Raw genomic sequence first — 15,534 nt, 5'->3', positions numbered from 1 at the left:
GTTCAGTCTCGGTGAATACGCTGCTTGAAGGTCCGCGCAATGGCCTGCACGCCGGGCTTGTATTGCGACTGCTCGACGGCCGCCAGCGCAAGTTCCAGCGCCTTGTCGGCAATCAACTGGTGCTGCTGGGCCATGGCGTTGACCGGCAGCGGCAGGAAATCGAGCAACTGCGTATCACCGAATGTGCCGAGGCGCAGCGGCCGCGATTTCAGCGGGAAGTCATGCAGCGCATCGAACACGCCCTGCAACAGCACGTAGGAAGTTGTCACCAGCGCGTCGGGCAAATGCCCCAGACGTTGCAGGAGTTCTTCCATCAACTGCTTGCCACATTCGCGGCTGAAGGCTTCGGCGTGCTCCACGAGCACTTCGCCTTTGAAATCGGCCAAGGCTTGTTTGAAACCGGCGGCACGTTCCTGGCTGATGCTCAGTTCCGGACGCGCGCCGAGCAGCACGATTTGCTTGAGCTGCGGTTCGAGCAGGCTTTGCGTCAGGTGCTGACTCGCCTCGCGGTCGTCACTGATCACCGAGCAGAAATGCTCGGGCTCCATGACCCGGTCGATGGCAATGATCGGCGTGCCCTTGGCCTGCAACTGGCGGTAACTGTCATCGCCGGCGGGCAGGCAACTGGCGACGATCAGCGCATCGCAACGGCGCGCGCGGAACAGTTGCAGCAGTTGCCGCTCGCTGTCCGGCGCATCGTCGGAACTGGCGATCAACAACTGATAGCCGCGTGCCCGCGCACCTTGCTCCAGCAGCTTGGCGATCCGCGCGTAACTGGGGTTTTCCAGATCCGGCAGGATAAAACCCAGCGTGCGCGTATGCCGACTGCGCAGCCCGGCCGCTTGAGGATTGGGCGTAAAGCCATGCAGATCGACCACCGCGCGCACACGTTCGACGGTGGCGGTACTGATGCGCTGCTGTTCGGCCTTGCCGTTGATGACGTAGCTGGCGGTGGTCACGGACACTCCGGCCAACCGCGCGATATCACTGAGTTTCAACCCGGGATTTCCTTGTTTTTTCGAGCTTGCCGCAACATTTTCGCCAATCCTACCCGATTAGGGCAGACGACTATTGTCGCAACGCATCCGACAAGTTGGACTTCAAGGATGGGACATTATCGAGTAACGTGCCGATCAATCTAGATTAAACGTTTCAGCAAGCGTATTTTCTACGTTTTAGACGCCTTTGGCCGGTTCTGCCGTGAAACCGCCAAAACTGCCGCTGAAAAGCGAAGCAATCCAGCGCCTAAGCTGCAACCATTCAAAACAATACCTGGCGTCATCCGATGCCAAAAAGGAGATCGCATGCTCGAGCTCACTATAGAGCAGATATCCATGGGCCAATCGGCCGTGGATAAACCCGCCGCCCTGCAATTGCTGGCCAATCACCTGGTGGCCGATGGTCTGGTCGCTGACGGCTACCTCGCCGGCTTGCAGGCCCGGGAAGCCCAGGGCTCGACCTTTCTCGGTCAAGGTATTGCCATCCCTCACGGCACCCCGGAAACCCGCGATCAGGTGTTCGCCACCGGCGTGCGCCTGATGCAGTTCCCCGAGGGCGTGGACTGGGGCGATGGCCAGATCGTCTATCTGGCGATCGGCATCGCCGCCAAATCCGACGAGCACCTGCGCCTGCTGCAACTGCTGACCCGCGCCCTCGGCGAGACCGATCTGGGCCAGGCCCTGCGTCGCGCCAGTTCTCCGGAAGCGCTGCTGAAACTGCTGCAAGGCGCGCCGCAGGAACTGGCGCTGGATGCACAGATGATCGGCCTCGGCGTGTCGGCTGACGATTTCGAAGAACTGGTCTGGCGTGGTGCGCGTCTGCTGCGTCAGGCTGATTGTGTGAGCAACGGTTTCTCGGCGGTGCTGCAACAAGTTGAAGCGCTGCCGCTGGGCGACGGCTTGTGGTGGCTGCACAGCGAACAAACCGTGAAACGTCCGGGCTTGGCGTTTGTCACGCCGGACAAACCGATGCGCTACCTCGGCCAGCCGCTCAGTGGTCTGTTCTGCCTGGCCAGCCTCGGCGAAGCGCACCAAGCGCTGCTCGAACGTCTGTGTGCGTTGCTGATTGAAGGTCGCGGTCATGAATTGGGCCGCGCCACCAGCAGCCGCAAAGTCCTTGAAGTGCTCGGCGGTGAACTGCCTGCCGACTGGCCGAGCGCACGCATTGCGCTGGCCAACGCCCACGGTTTGCATGCGCGCCCGGCGAAAATCCTCGCGCAGCTGGCGAAGAGTTTTGATGGTGAGATTCGCGTGCGCATCGTCGACGGTCAGGACAGTGCTGTGTCGGTGAAGAGTTTGAGCAAACTGCTCAGCCTCGGCGCCCGTCGCGGTCAGGTGCTGGAGCTGATCGCCGAGCCGAGCATCGCTGCCGACGCCTTGCCGGCGTTGCTCGCTGCTATCGAAGAAGGCCTTGGCGAAGAAGTCGAGCCGCTGCCCGCCATCAGCGAGCAGCGCGAAGTCTTTGCCGACATCGCCGAAGTGCTGGTCGCCCCGGCCTCTGGCACTCAGTTGCAAGCCATCCCCGCCGCGCCCGGAATCGCCATCGGCCCGGCGCATATTCAAGTACAACAAACCATCGATTACCCAATGCGGGGCGAGTCCGCCGCCATCGAACGCGAGCGCCTCAAGCAAGCGCTCAGCGACGTGCGCAGCGACATTCAGGGCCTGATCGAGCGCAGCAAAGCCAAAGCCATCCGCGAGATCTTCATCACCCATCAGGAGATGCTCGACGACCCGGAACTCACCGACGAAGTCGACACCCGCCTCAAGCAAGGCGAGAGCGCCGAAGCGGCGTGGATGGCAGTGATCGAAGCGGCGGCGAAACAACAGGAATCGCTGCAGGACGCGTTGCTCGCCGAGCGTGCGGCGGACTTGCGTGACATTGGTCGCCGCGTGCTGGCGCAACTGTGTGGCGTGCAGACCGCGAGCGAACCCGAGCAACCGTACATTCTGGTGATGGATGAGGTCGGTCCGTCCGACGTCGCGCGGCTGGACCCGGCGCGCGTGGCGGGGATTCTCACCGCACGCGGCGGCGCCACCGCGCACAGTGCCATCGTCGCGCGAGCCCTCGGGATTCCGGCGCTGGTCGGCGCTGGCGTAGCGGTGTTGTTGCTGGCGCCGGGCACGCCGTTGCTGCTCGACGGCCAGCGCGGTCGCCTGCACGTTGATGCGGATGCCGCGACGTTGCAACGCGCCACCGAAGAACGCGACACCCGCGAGCAACGCTTGAAGATTGCTGCCGAACAACGCCATCAACCGGCGCACACCACTGACGGCCACGCCGTCGAAGTGTTCGCCAACATCGGCGAAAGCGCCGGTGTGATCAGCGCGGTGGAGCAGGGCGCCGAAGGCATTGGTCTGCTGCGCACCGAACTGATTTTCATGGCCCATCCGCAAGCGCCGGACGAGGCCACGCAAGAAGCCGAATATCGTCGTGTGCTCGATGGTCTCGCCGGGCGGCCGTTGGTGGTGCGTACGCTGGACGTCGGCGGCGACAAACCGCTGCCGTATTGGCCGATCGCCAAAGAAGAAAATCCGTTCCTCGGCGTGCGCGGCATTCGCCTGACCTTGCAGCGTCCGCAGATCATGGAAGCGCAACTGCGCGCCCTGCTGCGGTCGGCGGATAACCGTCCGTTGCGGATCATGTTCCCGATGGTCGGCAGCGTTGAAGAATGGCGTCAGGCCCGCGACATGACCGAACGTCTGCGCCTGGAAATCCCGGTCGCCGATCTGCAACTGGGGATCATGATCGAAGTGCCGTCCGCCGCATTGCTGGCGCCGGTGCTGGCCAAGGAAGTCGACTTCTTCAGCGTCGGCACCAACGATCTCACGCAATACACCCTGGCCATCGACCGTGGTCACCCGACGCTGTCGGCGCAGGCGGACGGCTTGCACCCGGCGGTACTGCAACTGATCGACATCACCGTGCGTGCGGCCCATGCCCATGGCAAATGGGTCGGCGTCTGCGGTGAGCTGGCGGCAGATCCGCTGGCGGTGCCGGTGCTGGTTGGCCTTGGTGTCGATGAGCTCAGCGTGTCCGGGCGCAGCATTGCTGAAGTGAAGGCGCGCATCCGTGAACTCAGCCTGACGCAGGCGCAAACCCTTGCTCAACACGCCCTGGCCGTGGGCAGCGCCAACGAAGTGCGCGCATTAGTGGAGGCCCTGTAATGGCCAAGATTCTTACCCTGACCCTCAACCCGGCGCTCGACCTTACCGTCGAACTGCCACGGCTGGACGCCGGTCAGGTCAACCGCAGCGACGAGATGCACACCCACGCTGCGGGCAAAGGCGTGAACGTCGCGCAGGTGCTCGCCGACCTCGGTCATCAACTGACGGTCAGTGGCTTTCTCGGCGAAGACAATCTGCAAGCGTTCGAAACCCTGTTCGCCAAGCGCGGTTTTGTCGACGCATTTATCCGCGTGCCGGGCGAGACGCGCAGCAACATCAAAGTGGCTGAACAGGATGGACGGATCACCGACATCAACGGCCCGGGGCCGGTGGTTGATGCCGCCGCGCAGCAGGCGTTGCTCGATCGACTGGTGCAGATCGCACCAGGTCATGACGCGGTGGTGGTCGCCGGCAGTTTGCCGCGTGGCGTGACCGCGCAGTGGTTGCGTGAGTTGATCGAGCATCTCAATCAGCTCGGCTTGAAAGTCGCCCTCGACTCCAGCGGCGAAGCGTTGCGCGAAGCGTTGAAAGCCAGTCCATGGCTGATCAAACCCAATACCGAAGAACTCGCCGATGCGCTCGGTTGCGAGGTGGTTTCTCACGCCGCCGAAGCGCAAGCAGCGGCGCAATTGCATGCGCAAGGCATCGAGCACGTGGTGATCTCCCACGGTGCTGACGGCGTGAACTGGTTCAGCGTCGGTTCGGCACTGCACGCCACGCCGCCGAAAGTCAGCGTCGCCAGCACGGTCGGTGCCGGTGATTCATTGCTGGCCGGCATGCTCCACGGTTTGCTCAGCGCCGATACGCCTGAACAAACCCTGCGCACAGCCACTGCGATTGCGGCGATGGCGGTGACGCAGATCGGTTTCGGCATCCACGACCGTGCGCAACTGGCGCAGCTCGAACAGGGCGTGCGCGTGCGCCCCCTGACAGAACAATAAGAGGGTTTGTCATGAAATTAGCCATTGTTACGGCTTGCCCGAACGGCATGGTCACCAGTGTGCTGTGCGCGCGATTGCTCGATGCGGCGGCGCAGCGTCAGGGCTGGAGCACCAGCGTGGAAGTGGTCGATGCGGCGCACCCGGAACGCGAATTGTCGGCAGCGACCATTGCAGCGGCTGAGTGGGTTTTGCTGGTCGCCACAGGCGCGATCGACATGACGCGTTTTGTCGGCAAACGGGTCTTCCAGATTGCCCCGGCGCAGGCATTGCAGGACGTCGAAGCGGTGCTGCGTCGTGGTGCAGAAGAGGCTGAGGTCTACGTCGCCAGCTCGGCTGAGCCGGTTGCGGATGCGCCACGTGCACCGCGCATCGTCGCCATCACCGCGTGCCCGACTGGTGTTGCTCACACCTTCATGGCCGCCGAAGCCTTGCAGCAAACTGCCAAGCGTCTGGGCTATGACTTGCAAGTCGAAACCCAAGGCTCGGTGGGCGCGAAAACCCCGTTGAGCGCAGCGGCGATTGCTGAAGCTGAAGTGGTGTTGCTGGCGGCTGATATTGAAGTCGCCACCGAGCGTTTCGCCGGCAAGAAAATCTATCGTTGCGGCACTGGCATCGCGTTGAAGCAGTCCGAAGCCACGCTGAAAAAAGCCTTGGCCGAAGCTGTTGTGGAAAGCGCGGCGGCTGACGGCAAAGCACCGGCCAGGCAGGAGAAAACCGGCGTCTACAAACACCTGCTGACTGGCGTTTCGTTCATGCTGCCGATGGTGGTGGCCGGCGGTTTGATGATCGCGCTGTCGTTCGTCTTCGGCATCACCGCGTTCAAGGAAGAAGGCACGCTGGCGGCGGCGCTGATGCAGATCGGTGGCGAGACCGCGTTCAAACTGATGGTGCCGTTACTGGCGGGTTACATCGCTTATTCGATTGCCGACCGTCCGGGCCTGGCGCCGGGGATGATTGGTGGCTTGCTGGCAAGCACCTTGGGCGCTGGTTTTATCGGTGGCATCGTCGCCGGTTTTATTGCCGGTTATGCGGCCAAGGCGATTAGCCGTTATGTCGCTCTGCCGCAAAGTCTTGAGGCGCTGAAACCGATTCTGATCATCCCGCTGTTTGCCAGTCTGTTCACCGGTCTGGTGATGATTTACGTGGTTGGCAAACCCGTCGCCGGGATGCTGTTGGCGCTGACCAGTTTTCTCGACAGCATGGGCACCACCAACGCGATCCTGCTCGGTGTGGTACTCGGCGGCATGATGTGCGTCGACCTCGGCGGGCCGATCAACAAAGCCGCGTATGCGTTCTCGGTGGGGCTATTGGCGTCGCAGAGTTATGCACCTATGGCGGCGACGATGGCGGCCGGCATGGTGCCGCCGATTGGTCTGGGTATCGCCACGTTTATTGCGCGGCGCAAGTTTGCCCAGACTGAACGCGAGGCGGGTAAAGCAGCGCTGGTGCTGGGGTTGTGCTTTATCTCCGAAGGGGCGATTCCGTTTGCCGCGAAAGACCCGTTGCGGGTGATCCCGGCGAGCATTGCCGGCGGTGCGCTGACCGGCGCGTTGTCGATGTATTTCGGCTGCAAACTGATGGCGCCGCACGGTGGCTTGTTTGTGTTGGCGATTCCGAATGCGATCAATCATGCGCTGTTGTATCTGCTGGCGATTGTCGCGGGGAGCCTGTTGACCGCGGTGGTCTATGCCACAGTCAAACGCCCCGAAGCCGTCGAGCTGGCCCTGGAACCCGCCAAGGCTTAACCGACACCACAAAACCTTTGTAGGAGTGAGCCTGCTCGCGATAGCGGTCTGTCAGTGACATGAATGTTGGCAGATATACCGATATCGCGAGCAGGCTCACTCCTACAATGGGTTCTGCGGTGTGTCTGGTGTCATGTGTGTTTCATGATGTCGTGCTTAAGTTTTCCTTTTCTCAGGGAGAACAGCATGAGCGATTTCAATCCTGGTCGTCGGCGTGTCGTGCAAGGGATTGGCGCCGGGCTGCTGCTGCCGGGGCTGGCGCCGGCGGTGATTGCTTCGGTCAAGGATCGGCCGCAACTGACCGATGGCGTGCAGTCCGGCGACCTGCAAGGCGATCGCGCGATGATCTGGAGTCGCAGCGATCGCCCGGCGAGGATGGTGGTCGAGTGGGACACCCGCAGCCAGTTTCGCAACCCGCGTCGGTTGGTCTCGGCGCTTGCCGATGCCCGCAGCGACTTTACCGCCCGCGTTGAGCTCACCGGACTGCCCGCCGATCAGGCGATTTTCTATCGCGTGTATTTCAAGGACGCCCGCACCGGCGTCGCCAGCGAACCGTGGCTGGGCCACCTGCGCAGCGCACCGACGGCGCGGCGCAATATTCGTTTCGTCTGGAGCGGCGACACCGTCGGCCAAGGCTTTGGGATCAACCCGGACATCGGCGGCATGCGCATCTACGAAGCCATGCGTCTGCGCCTGCCGGACTTCTTTATCCACAGCGGCGACACCATCTACGCCGACGGCCCGGTGCCCGCGCAGCTAACCACCGAAGGCGGGCGCATCTGGCGCAATCTCACCACCGAAGCCAAGAGCAAAGTCGCGCAAACCCTCGACGATTATCGCGGCAACTATCGCTACAACCTGATGGACGAAAACATCCGCCGCTTCAACGCCGAAGTGCCGCAGATCTGGCAGTGGGACGACCATGAAGTGGTCAACAACTGGTCGCCGGGCAAGCAGCTCGACGAGCGTTATCAGGAGAAAGATATCCACACCCTGGTCGGTCGCGCGCGAAAAGCCTGGCTGGAATATTCACCGATGCGCCTGCAGGCCGCCGACGGTGGCGGACGGATTTATCGCAAGCTCAGTTACGGGCCGATGCTCGATGTGTTCGTGCTCGACATGCGCAGTTATCGCGGCGCCAATGACGACAACCTTGGCGCCGCTAAACCGTTCCTTGGGCGTGAGCAACTGGACTGGCTCAAGCGCGGCTTGAAGAAATCCAAAGCCCAGTGGAAGGTGATTGCCGCCGACATGCCGATCGGTTTGGGTGTGCCGGATGGCGAGGTCAGCCCGGGTGTGGCGCGCTGGGAAGCGGTAGCTAACGGTGACCCGGGACCGGCGCAGGGGCGCGAGGTGGAAATCGCCGAATTGCTCGGCTACCTGCGTGCGCAGCAGGTACGCAATTTCGTCTTCCTCACCGCCGACGTGCATTACTGCGCGGCGCATCACTATCACCCGGATCGTGCGGCGTTTCAGGATTTCGAGCCGTTCTGGGAGTTTGTTGCGGGGCCGTTGAATGCCGGGAGCTTTGGGCCTAATCCGCTGGATAAAACCTTTGGCCCTGAGGTGGTATTCGAGAAAGCGCCACCGGTGCAGAACGCATCACCGTTTGCCGGGTTTCAGTTTTTTGGCGAGGTGAATATCGAAGGGCAGAGCGGGGAGATGAGCGTGGTGTTGCGGGATTTGAATGGCGTAGCCGTTTTCGAACAGAAGTTGCAACCAATCTGACCGTAGGAGCTGCCGCAGGCTGCGATCTTTTGATTTTGCTTTGTGAAGATCAAGATCAAAAGATCGCAGCCTGCGGCAGCTCCTACAGGGGGGGATCAATAGACGTCGCGGCGGTAGCGGCCCTGTTCGATCAGGCGTTCGACTTCGGCGCTGCCGAGAACGTCGTTGAGTACCTGGTCCACGCCCGAGGCCATGCCTTGCAGGCTGCCGCAGATGTAGATCACGGCGCCGTCAGCCAACCATTCCTTCAATTCGTCAGCCGACTCACGCAAGCGATCCTGCACATAAACCTTCTCGACCTGATCGCGCGAAAACGCCAGATCCAGACGTTGCAGATCACCATTGATCAACCACTCTTCCAGCTCCGCGCGGCAGAGGAAATCGTGCTCACGATTGCGCTCACCAAACAGCAACCACTGGCGCTGCTGGCCGTCGGCAATCCGTGCCTTGAGCAAACTGCGCAGCCCGGCCAGACCTGTGCCGTTGCCCAAAAGAATCATCGGCACTGGCTCGTTCGGCAGGTGGAAACCACTGTTGCGGCGCACGCGCAGGCTGATGGCGCCACCGACCGGCGCATGCTCGGTCAACCAGCCGGAACCGATGCCGAGGCTGCCATCGGCATGCTGTTCCTGACGTACGATCAGCTCCAGCACACCGTCGGCGGCAATCGAGGCAATCGAGTATTCACGCATGGCCAGCGGCACCATCGCGTCGACCAGCGACTGTGCGTGTAGGCCGACCAGATGCGCGCGGTGCTCAGGCAATTGACGCGAAGCCAGTGCGACTTCCAGCGGCTCGTCGAGGCCGTTGATTTTCACCGTGGTCTCGCCACGAATACCCAGGCCGTCGAGGAAATGTTCGATGGCCCACGGGCAGTTGCGGGGCAGCACTTCCACCAGGTCACCGGCCATCCAGCTGCTGGTGTTCGGGGCGCTCAGGCCCAACAGATAAACCGGCGAACCGCTGCTGTCCGGGTTCATCAGTTCGCGGCGTGTCAGCGTCCAGTTGTCGTAGCTCGGCGCCTGCCAGGTATCGACCGGCGCTTGTCCGGTGAGCAGACCAAGTTGTGTCTGCCAGTGACGCAGCGCGTAGGGATCGCCACTGTCGACTTCCACCGGCGCAAACAATGTCTTGCCGCCGTGTTCACTCAGCCATTGATGCAGGCGTTTGGCGAAGCCGCAGAAGTGCTGATACTGACGATCGCCAAGCCCGAGCACGGCGTAGTTCAGGCTGTCGAGTGTCGAGGCCTTGCCCAGCACTTTGCGCTCGAAGCCACGGGCGCTATCTGGCGCTTCGCCGTCGCCGAAGGTGCTGACGACGAACAGCGCATTGTTCGACTCACGCAGATCCTGCTCGCTGACATTCGCCAGCGGCTGCACCTTCACCGGCAAACCGGCGGCCTGCAATTGCCCGGCGGTTTGCCAGGCCAATTGCTCGGCAAAACCGCTTTGACTGGCAAAACCGATCAGCCACGCCGACGCATCGCCGGCCGGTTGCTCGAGACCTTTGCGCGCGTCCTTGATCTGCTTTTTCTTGCGCCGACGATCGAGGTACAGCAGCCAGCCGGTGATGAAAAACAGCGGCATGCACACCGCCGCGAGGGTGACGATGATCCGCCCGATCAGGCCGAAATAGCTGCCGACGTGCAGCGCATAAATGCTGGTCAGCAGTTGCGCCTTGAAGCTCTTGTCGGCGTAACGGTCGACACGTTTGACGATGCCGGTGGCGGGGTCGAGAGTGATCTGGTTCAGCGCGCGTTCATGCGGCGAGCTTTCCAGCAGATAGAACACGGTCGCCGGTTGGCCAGCCACGGCCGGCATGCGGATGTTGTACGCCGACAGGCCTGGGCCGGCGGCGCTGTAGATGCTGCTCCACATCGCCGCGTAATCGGCAATTGGCGCCGGGCCTTGCGGTGCCGGGCCACGACCACCGCGCACGCGCTCGTTTTGCGGCGCGTCGGAAAGCAGTTTGGTCAGGCCCTTGTTGTACCACTCGTAAGACCAGGACAGCCCGGTCAACGCCAGCAGCAGATAGACCAACAGGCACCAGGTGCCGGCCACCGAGTGCAAATCCCAGTTGAAGGCGCGGCCGTTTTTCTTCCAGTCGAGGGTCAGCCACACGCGCCAGCTGTTCCACTGGCGCGGCCAGCGCAGGTACAGACCGGAGAGGCAGAAAAACAGCAGGATCAGCGTGCAGGCGCCGGTGATGTTGCGCCCGGTATCGCCCATCGCGAGGAAGCGGTGCAGTTGCAGCATCAGGCCAAAGAAGTCCTGGCCGACGGCTTCGCCCATGAACTCGCCGGTGTAGGGATCGAAGTAGCGCATCTCGCCGCGACGCTCACCCTTGGGCGGGGTGAAGAACACTTTCGCTGCGCTGCCGCTGTCGGTTTCGACCCAGAGCATCGATACGGTCTTGCCGGAGGTGGCTTCGATGCGCTCGACCAGTTCGACCGGCGGGAGGACGCCGGCGACTTGTTTTTCCACCTGCAGGACGGAGGGATTGATCGCCCGCAGGATTTCATCCTGAAACGAATAGGCCGCGCCGGTGATGCCCATCAGGGCCAGCACCAGGCCTGCGGTGATGCCAAAAAACCAGTGCAACTGGAACAGGGTTTTCTTCAACACGTCACTCGCCGTCCATTCGGAAATTGTCTTCACGGCGCGCATTATGCCGTGGGTTATCGAGAAGCGTTCTTTATTACGCAGAAAAGCCCCGTTCAACTGAATGAACGGGGCCGACTGTTTTTGCAGGAGCTGCCGAAGGCTGCGATCTTTTGATTTTGCTTTTAAAGATCAGGATCAACAGATCGCAGCGTGCCGCAGCTCCTACAGGGTCAGAAGTGGAAGTTGGTGCTCAACAGTGCCGTACGGCCCGCCGCCTGGTTGGCGAAGTGGGTCGAGAAGGCTTTGTCGTAGTAGTTTTCGTTGGTCAGGTTCTGCACGTTGAGTTGCAGGTCGACGTTCTTGGTCAGCTTGTACGCGGCCATCGCGTCATAACGCACATACGAATCGACCATGGTGGTGTTGGCCACGCTGCCGAACACGTCATCCACGTAGAACGCACCACCACCGATGGTCAGCTTCGGCGTGACTTGGTAAGTGGTCCACAGGCTGGCGCTGTTCTTCGGTGTGTTAGGCAGTTCGTTGCCGTCGTTGGCGCGGCCCAGTGGACCACCGTCGACTTGCTCGCTGTCCATGTAGGCGTAGCCGGCGAACACTTGCCATTTGTCAGTGATCTTGCCGCTGGCCGACAGTTCGACACCTTGCACACGGGTCTTGCCGGCGTTTTCGTACGACGAGGTGTCGACTTGCACGCGAGCGTTTTCTTTCTCGGTGCGGAAGATGTCAGCGGTCAGCGACAGGCGATCATTGAGCAGGTCCCACTTGGTGCCGATTTCGTAGTTCTTGGTGGTTTCCGGCTCCATGTCACTGCTCAGCAGGTTGCCGGCACGATCAGTGCTGCCGCCCAACGGGTTGCCTTCCTGACCTTCGCCCAGGGTGTTGCCCGGTGGCGTGGCGGAGGTGGCGTAAGACGCATAAATGCTGCCGTTTTCCGCTGGCTTATAAACCACGCCGAACTGACCGGTGACGAACTCGCTGGTGTCAGCACCCTTCGAAGTGGTGGTGCCGGCGTTGGTGTAAGTCTTGTAGCCGGTTTCGAAATGGTCGTAACGCAGGCCCATGTTCACCAGCCATTGCTCGGACAGCTCCAGGGTGTCGAACGCATACAGTGCGTAAGTATCGGACTGGGTGTCGGTGCCGGCGTAGTTGCGCGAGATCGCACCGTTCCACGGATCGTTCGGGTTCGGATTCGACAGCGACGTGCAGTTGTAGTTACTCGACGCGCCGATCATCGACGGCGTGCAGTTGCTGCTCGATGGCACGTTGGTGGTGCGCGGCGTGGTGTCGACGTTGACGTTGTACGAGGACTTCTGGCTTTCCTCACGGGTGTATTCAACACCGGTGGAGAAGCTGTTCTTGAAGCCGGCGACGTAGAAGTTGCCGAACAGGTCAGTCTGGTTGGTGGTGGTCTCGGTGTTGCTCACGCGCGTATTCGCACGGCGCCAGACCGTGCCGTTGTTGACGTTGCCCTTGCTGTCGTCCGGCTGGGTGAGGATGTAATCCTGCATGCTGGTGCCGTGACGCAGGGTGTTCTTGATCGTCAGCGAGTCGCTCAGGTCGTGCTCGATGGCGAAGGTCGCGGTGTCGGTGCGGCCCTTGCGGAAGTCGCGATCCAGACCGTAGAAGTTGCTGTGATCACCGCCAGCGTAAGGTTTGTCCGGGTTGGACTTGGTGCGTGCCGCGGAGCCGCCGGTTGGAATGGTGTAAGGGATGCCCGAATCCGGGGTGTCGTTGCTTTCCAGGTGGTAGTAATCGAGGTTGACGCGGGTGTCGGTGCCCAGGCCAAAGGCCAAGGACGGGGCGATACCCCAACGGTCGTAATCGACCTTGTCGCGACCGGCGACATTGCTCTCGTGGCTCATCAGGTTCAGACGGCCAGCCGCGGTGTCGCTGAACTGGTAGTTGCCGTCGAGGGTGTAACGCTGGGTCTGGTCGGAGCCCCAGGTGAAACCACCGTCGAACGAGTTGCCCAGGTGGGCTTTCTTGCTCACCAGGTTGATGCTGCCGCCCGCTGCGCCACGACCACCGATAGCGGAGTTCGGGCCCTTGCTGACTTCAATGTTTTCCACGGCGAAGATTTCGCGGCTCTGCGATCCGGTGTCGCGCACGCCGTCGAGGTAGGTGTCGCCCTGCGCGTCGAAACCACGAATGAACGGACGGTCGCCCTGTGGGTTGCCGCCTTCACCGGCGCCGAAAGTGATGCCCGGCACGGTGCGCAGCGCGTCCTGCATGTTCAGGGCGCCGGTGTCTTTGAGCACTTGTTGCGGAATTACGGTAACCGAACGCGGCGTGTCGACCAGCGGCGCGGTGTACTTGGGCGAGGAGGCTTTTTCGACCTGGTAGGACGTCGCGTCCTGCGCTTCGCCGGTGATGGCGGTGGCGTCCAGGGCGATGGCATTGCCGGAGGCTTTGCTGTCGGTCTTTTCGGCAGCGATCACCATGTGGCCAGCGGAGCCGGCGGTAATCGCTACACCGATTGCAGAGGCGAGCAGACGTGGTGAACTGACCGGTAATTGTGCGTGTTGACGTGCCATTTTTATTCCCCTCCCCAAGGATTTGAGGCGGCGGAATATAGGGTAAACACGTATTCGTATCAATTGCGAAACATTGTTATTCGCACTGAATTTACATTCTTTACAATTTAACCTTACGGTTTCTGCCAGTTCATTCGTCTCCCGGGTTTTACACGGCCAATAAGAATCAATACCATTGCCGCCTCTTTGCCATCAGGTGACATCGCCATGCTGCTGCACATCCCCGCACTGTTCGCGAAAGAAGAAGTGCAGCGCATTCGCGAAGCTCTGGAGCAGGCCGATTGGGCCGATGGCAAGATCACCGCGGGCTTTCAGTCGGCCAAAGCCAAGCACAATCTTCAGTTGCCTGAAGGTCATCCGCTGGCCAAGGAAATCGGCGCGGCGATGCTTGAACGGCTGTGGAAAAATCCGCTGTTCATGTCTGCCGCACTGCCGCACAAAGTCTTCCCGCCGTTGGTCAACTGCTACACGGCCGGCGGCAGTTTCGACTTCCATATCGACAACGCTGTGCGCCAGCCCAAGGGCAGCATCGAGCGGGTGCGTACCGATCTGTCGGCGACGCTGTTCTTCAGCGAACCTGAGGATTACGACGGCGGCGAACTTGAAATCCAGGACACCTACGGCACCCAACAAGTGAAATTGCCCGCCGGCGACATGGTCTTGTACCCCGGCACCAGCCTGCACAAAGTCAATGCGGTCACTCGCGGCGCGCGTTATGCGTCGTTCTTCTGGACGCAAAGCCTGGTGCGCGAAGACAGCCAGCGCGCTTTGCTGTTCGAGATGGACGGAGCAATCCAGCAACTCACCCAGGACATGCCCGATCACCCTTCGCTGATTCGCTTAACCGGTACTTATCACAACCTGCTGCGTCGCTGGGTTGAGGTATGAGTTTTCTATTGCGTCGCGAGGAAGTCCTCGACGGCGAGCAACTCAGCGCCATGCTCACTGAAAGTCCGGCCCGTGCGGCCCAAGCCATTTTGCTGGCAGCGGGCGAGGGCGAGGTTGAAGCGCAGGCATTGCTCGGGCAAATCCTGCTGGACGGCCAGGGTATCGCGCAGGACCCGCCGCTGGCGCTGCGCTGGTTCGGCATCGCCGCCGGACGCGGGCACCTGATGGCGCGCAACATGCTCGGTCGTTGTCATGAGCATGGCTGGGGGTGTGTCGCCGATGCCGGGGTTGCCGCGCAGCATTATCGAGTCGCGGCGCAGGCAGGGCTGGATTGGGCGATGTACAACCTGGCCAATCTCTTGGCGACCGGGCGCGGCGTGGCGGTCGATCAGCCGCAAGCATTGGCGCTTTATCGCCAGGCCGCCGAGTCCGGACACGCCAAGTCGATGAACCTGCTCGGGCGTTATCTTGAAGAGGGACGCCATTGTCGCGCGGACCCTGCCGCAGCCTTCGACTGGTATCGCCGCTCGGCGCAGGCCGGCGACTTCCGTGGCCAGTTCAGTTATGCCAGCGTGCTGGCCGAGCGCTCACAGATTGAAGAGGCGTCAGGCTGGTACCGCAAGGCGATGTTCGGGGGGCATGCTGCGTTTCTCGGCGTGGCTGCCCAGACTTTGGAGAGCGCAGCACACCCGGCCATTCAGGCATTGGCTCAAGAGTATAAAGAGCGCGCAGGGCACATCAGCGTCTAGTTGAATTCAAGGCGCTGTTCGCAAGTATCGAGTCGTATGTCCAGTTGTTAGTATTCTTTATAAATATATTGAAGGCATGAAACGCTTTTTTTAAGTGCGGCTTTTATGTTTAAGTCTGTCTGGCAAGTTTAAGTTCTTACGGGTTCTGACTTGTTTTTGATT

At 61.4% G+C, this 15,534-nt stretch carries 9 protein-coding genes; 6 read left to right on the top strand and 3 right to left on the bottom strand.

What is annotated here, in order from left to right; genetic code table 11:
* Positions 1 to 2: 2 nt before the first annotated feature.
* Positions 3 to 998, bottom strand: a complete 996-nt coding sequence (gene cra, locus ACZZ0B_RS22070) for a catabolite repressor/activator (RefSeq protein ID WP_463546231.1) — start codon at positions 996 to 998, stop codon at positions 3 to 5.
* Between the two features lie 306 nt (positions 999 to 1,304).
* On the opposite strand from cra, the gene ptsP reads away from it, so the two are divergent.
* The 4 genes from ptsP (at position 1,305) to ACZZ0B_RS22050 (ending at position 8,580) form a co-directional block, all read left to right on the top strand.
* On the top strand, positions 1,305 to 4,166 hold the full coding sequence (gene ptsP, locus ACZZ0B_RS22065; protein ID WP_463546230.1) for a phosphoenolpyruvate--protein phosphotransferase: 2,862 nt from the start codon (positions 1,305 to 1,307) through the stop codon (positions 4,164 to 4,166).
* The gene (gene pfkB / locus ACZZ0B_RS22060) at positions 4,166 to 5,107 is read left to right on the top strand and encodes a 1-phosphofructokinase (protein WP_463546229.1); all 942 of its coding nucleotides are present in this window, start codon (positions 4,166 to 4,168) and stop codon (positions 5,105 to 5,107) included. Before ptsP ends, pfkB begins: the two co-directional genes overlap by 1 nt.
* Before the next feature lie 11 nt (positions 5,108 to 5,118).
* Positions 5,119 to 6,852: a PTS fructose-like transporter subunit IIB gene (locus tag ACZZ0B_RS22055; protein WP_463546228.1), complete on the top strand. Its 1,734-nt coding sequence runs from the start codon at positions 5,119 to 5,121 to the stop codon at positions 6,850 to 6,852.
* 186 nt (positions 6,853 to 7,038) lie between these two features.
* Positions 7,039 to 8,580 (top strand): alkaline phosphatase D family protein, encoded by a 1,542-nt coding sequence (locus ACZZ0B_RS22050; RefSeq protein ID WP_463546227.1) that lies wholly within the window; start codon positions 7,039 to 7,041, stop codon positions 8,578 to 8,580.
* A 95-nt stretch (positions 8,581 to 8,675) separates the two neighbouring features.
* Here ACZZ0B_RS22050 and ACZZ0B_RS22045 read toward each other — a convergent pair whose 3' ends face one another.
* Together ACZZ0B_RS22045 and ACZZ0B_RS22040 are read right to left on the bottom strand one after the other, a co-directional pair.
* The gene (locus tag ACZZ0B_RS22045) at positions 8,676 to 11,204 is read right to left on the bottom strand and encodes a PepSY domain-containing protein (protein ID WP_463546956.1); all 2,529 of its coding nucleotides are present in this window, start codon (positions 11,202 to 11,204) and stop codon (positions 8,676 to 8,678) included.
* A gap of 209 nt (positions 11,205 to 11,413) precedes the next feature.
* On the bottom strand, positions 11,414 to 13,735 hold the full coding sequence (locus ACZZ0B_RS22040) for a TonB-dependent receptor (RefSeq protein WP_008088766.1): 2,322 nt from the start codon (positions 13,733 to 13,735) through the stop codon (positions 11,414 to 11,416).
* Positions 13,736 to 13,942: 207 nt separating this feature from the next.
* Here ACZZ0B_RS22040 and ACZZ0B_RS22035 point away from each other — a divergent pair, with 207 nt between their 5' ends.
* On the top strand, positions 13,943 to 14,623 hold the full coding sequence (locus ACZZ0B_RS22035) for a Fe2+-dependent dioxygenase (RefSeq protein ID WP_008088764.1): 681 nt from the start codon (positions 13,943 to 13,945) through the stop codon (positions 14,621 to 14,623).
* Positions 14,620 to 15,372, top strand: a complete 753-nt coding sequence (locus ACZZ0B_RS22030) for a tetratricopeptide repeat protein (RefSeq protein WP_440093156.1) — start codon at positions 14,620 to 14,622, stop codon at positions 15,370 to 15,372. The genes ACZZ0B_RS22035 and ACZZ0B_RS22030 overlap by 4 nt, the downstream gene beginning before the upstream one ends.
* The last annotated feature ends 162 nt before the right edge of the window (positions 15,373 to 15,534 follow it).

It is taken from the genome of Pseudomonas sp. AC247, assembly GCF_979258015.1.
Note: the sequence above shows the minus strand (reverse complement) of the source record. Positions and strands in the feature narration are given on the sequence as shown.

Excerpts from the sequence above, each read along its gene's own strand:
- ACZZ0B_RS22050 (WP_463546227.1), top strand. The coding sequence starts at position 7,039 with ATGAGCGATTTCAATCCTGGTCGTCGGCGTGTCGTGCAAGGGATTGGC.
- ACZZ0B_RS22055 (WP_463546228.1), top strand. The coding sequence starts at position 5,119 with ATGAAATTAGCCATTGTTACGGCTTGCCCGAACGGCATGGTCACCAGT.
- ACZZ0B_RS22035 (WP_008088764.1), top strand. The coding sequence starts at position 13,943 with ATGCTGCTGCACATCCCCGCACTGTTCGCGAAAGAAGAAGTGCAGCGC.
- ACZZ0B_RS22030 (WP_440093156.1), top strand. The coding sequence starts at position 14,620 with ATGAGTTTTCTATTGCGTCGCGAGGAAGTCCTCGACGGCGAGCAACTC.
- ACZZ0B_RS22040 (WP_008088766.1), bottom strand. The coding sequence starts at position 13,735 with ATGGCACGTCAACACGCACAATTACCGGTCAGTTCACCACGTCTGCTC.
- pfkB (WP_463546229.1), top strand. The coding sequence starts at position 4,166 with ATGGCCAAGATTCTTACCCTGACCCTCAACCCGGCGCTCGACCTTACC.
- ptsP (WP_463546230.1), top strand. The coding sequence starts at position 1,305 with ATGCTCGAGCTCACTATAGAGCAGATATCCATGGGCCAATCGGCCGTG.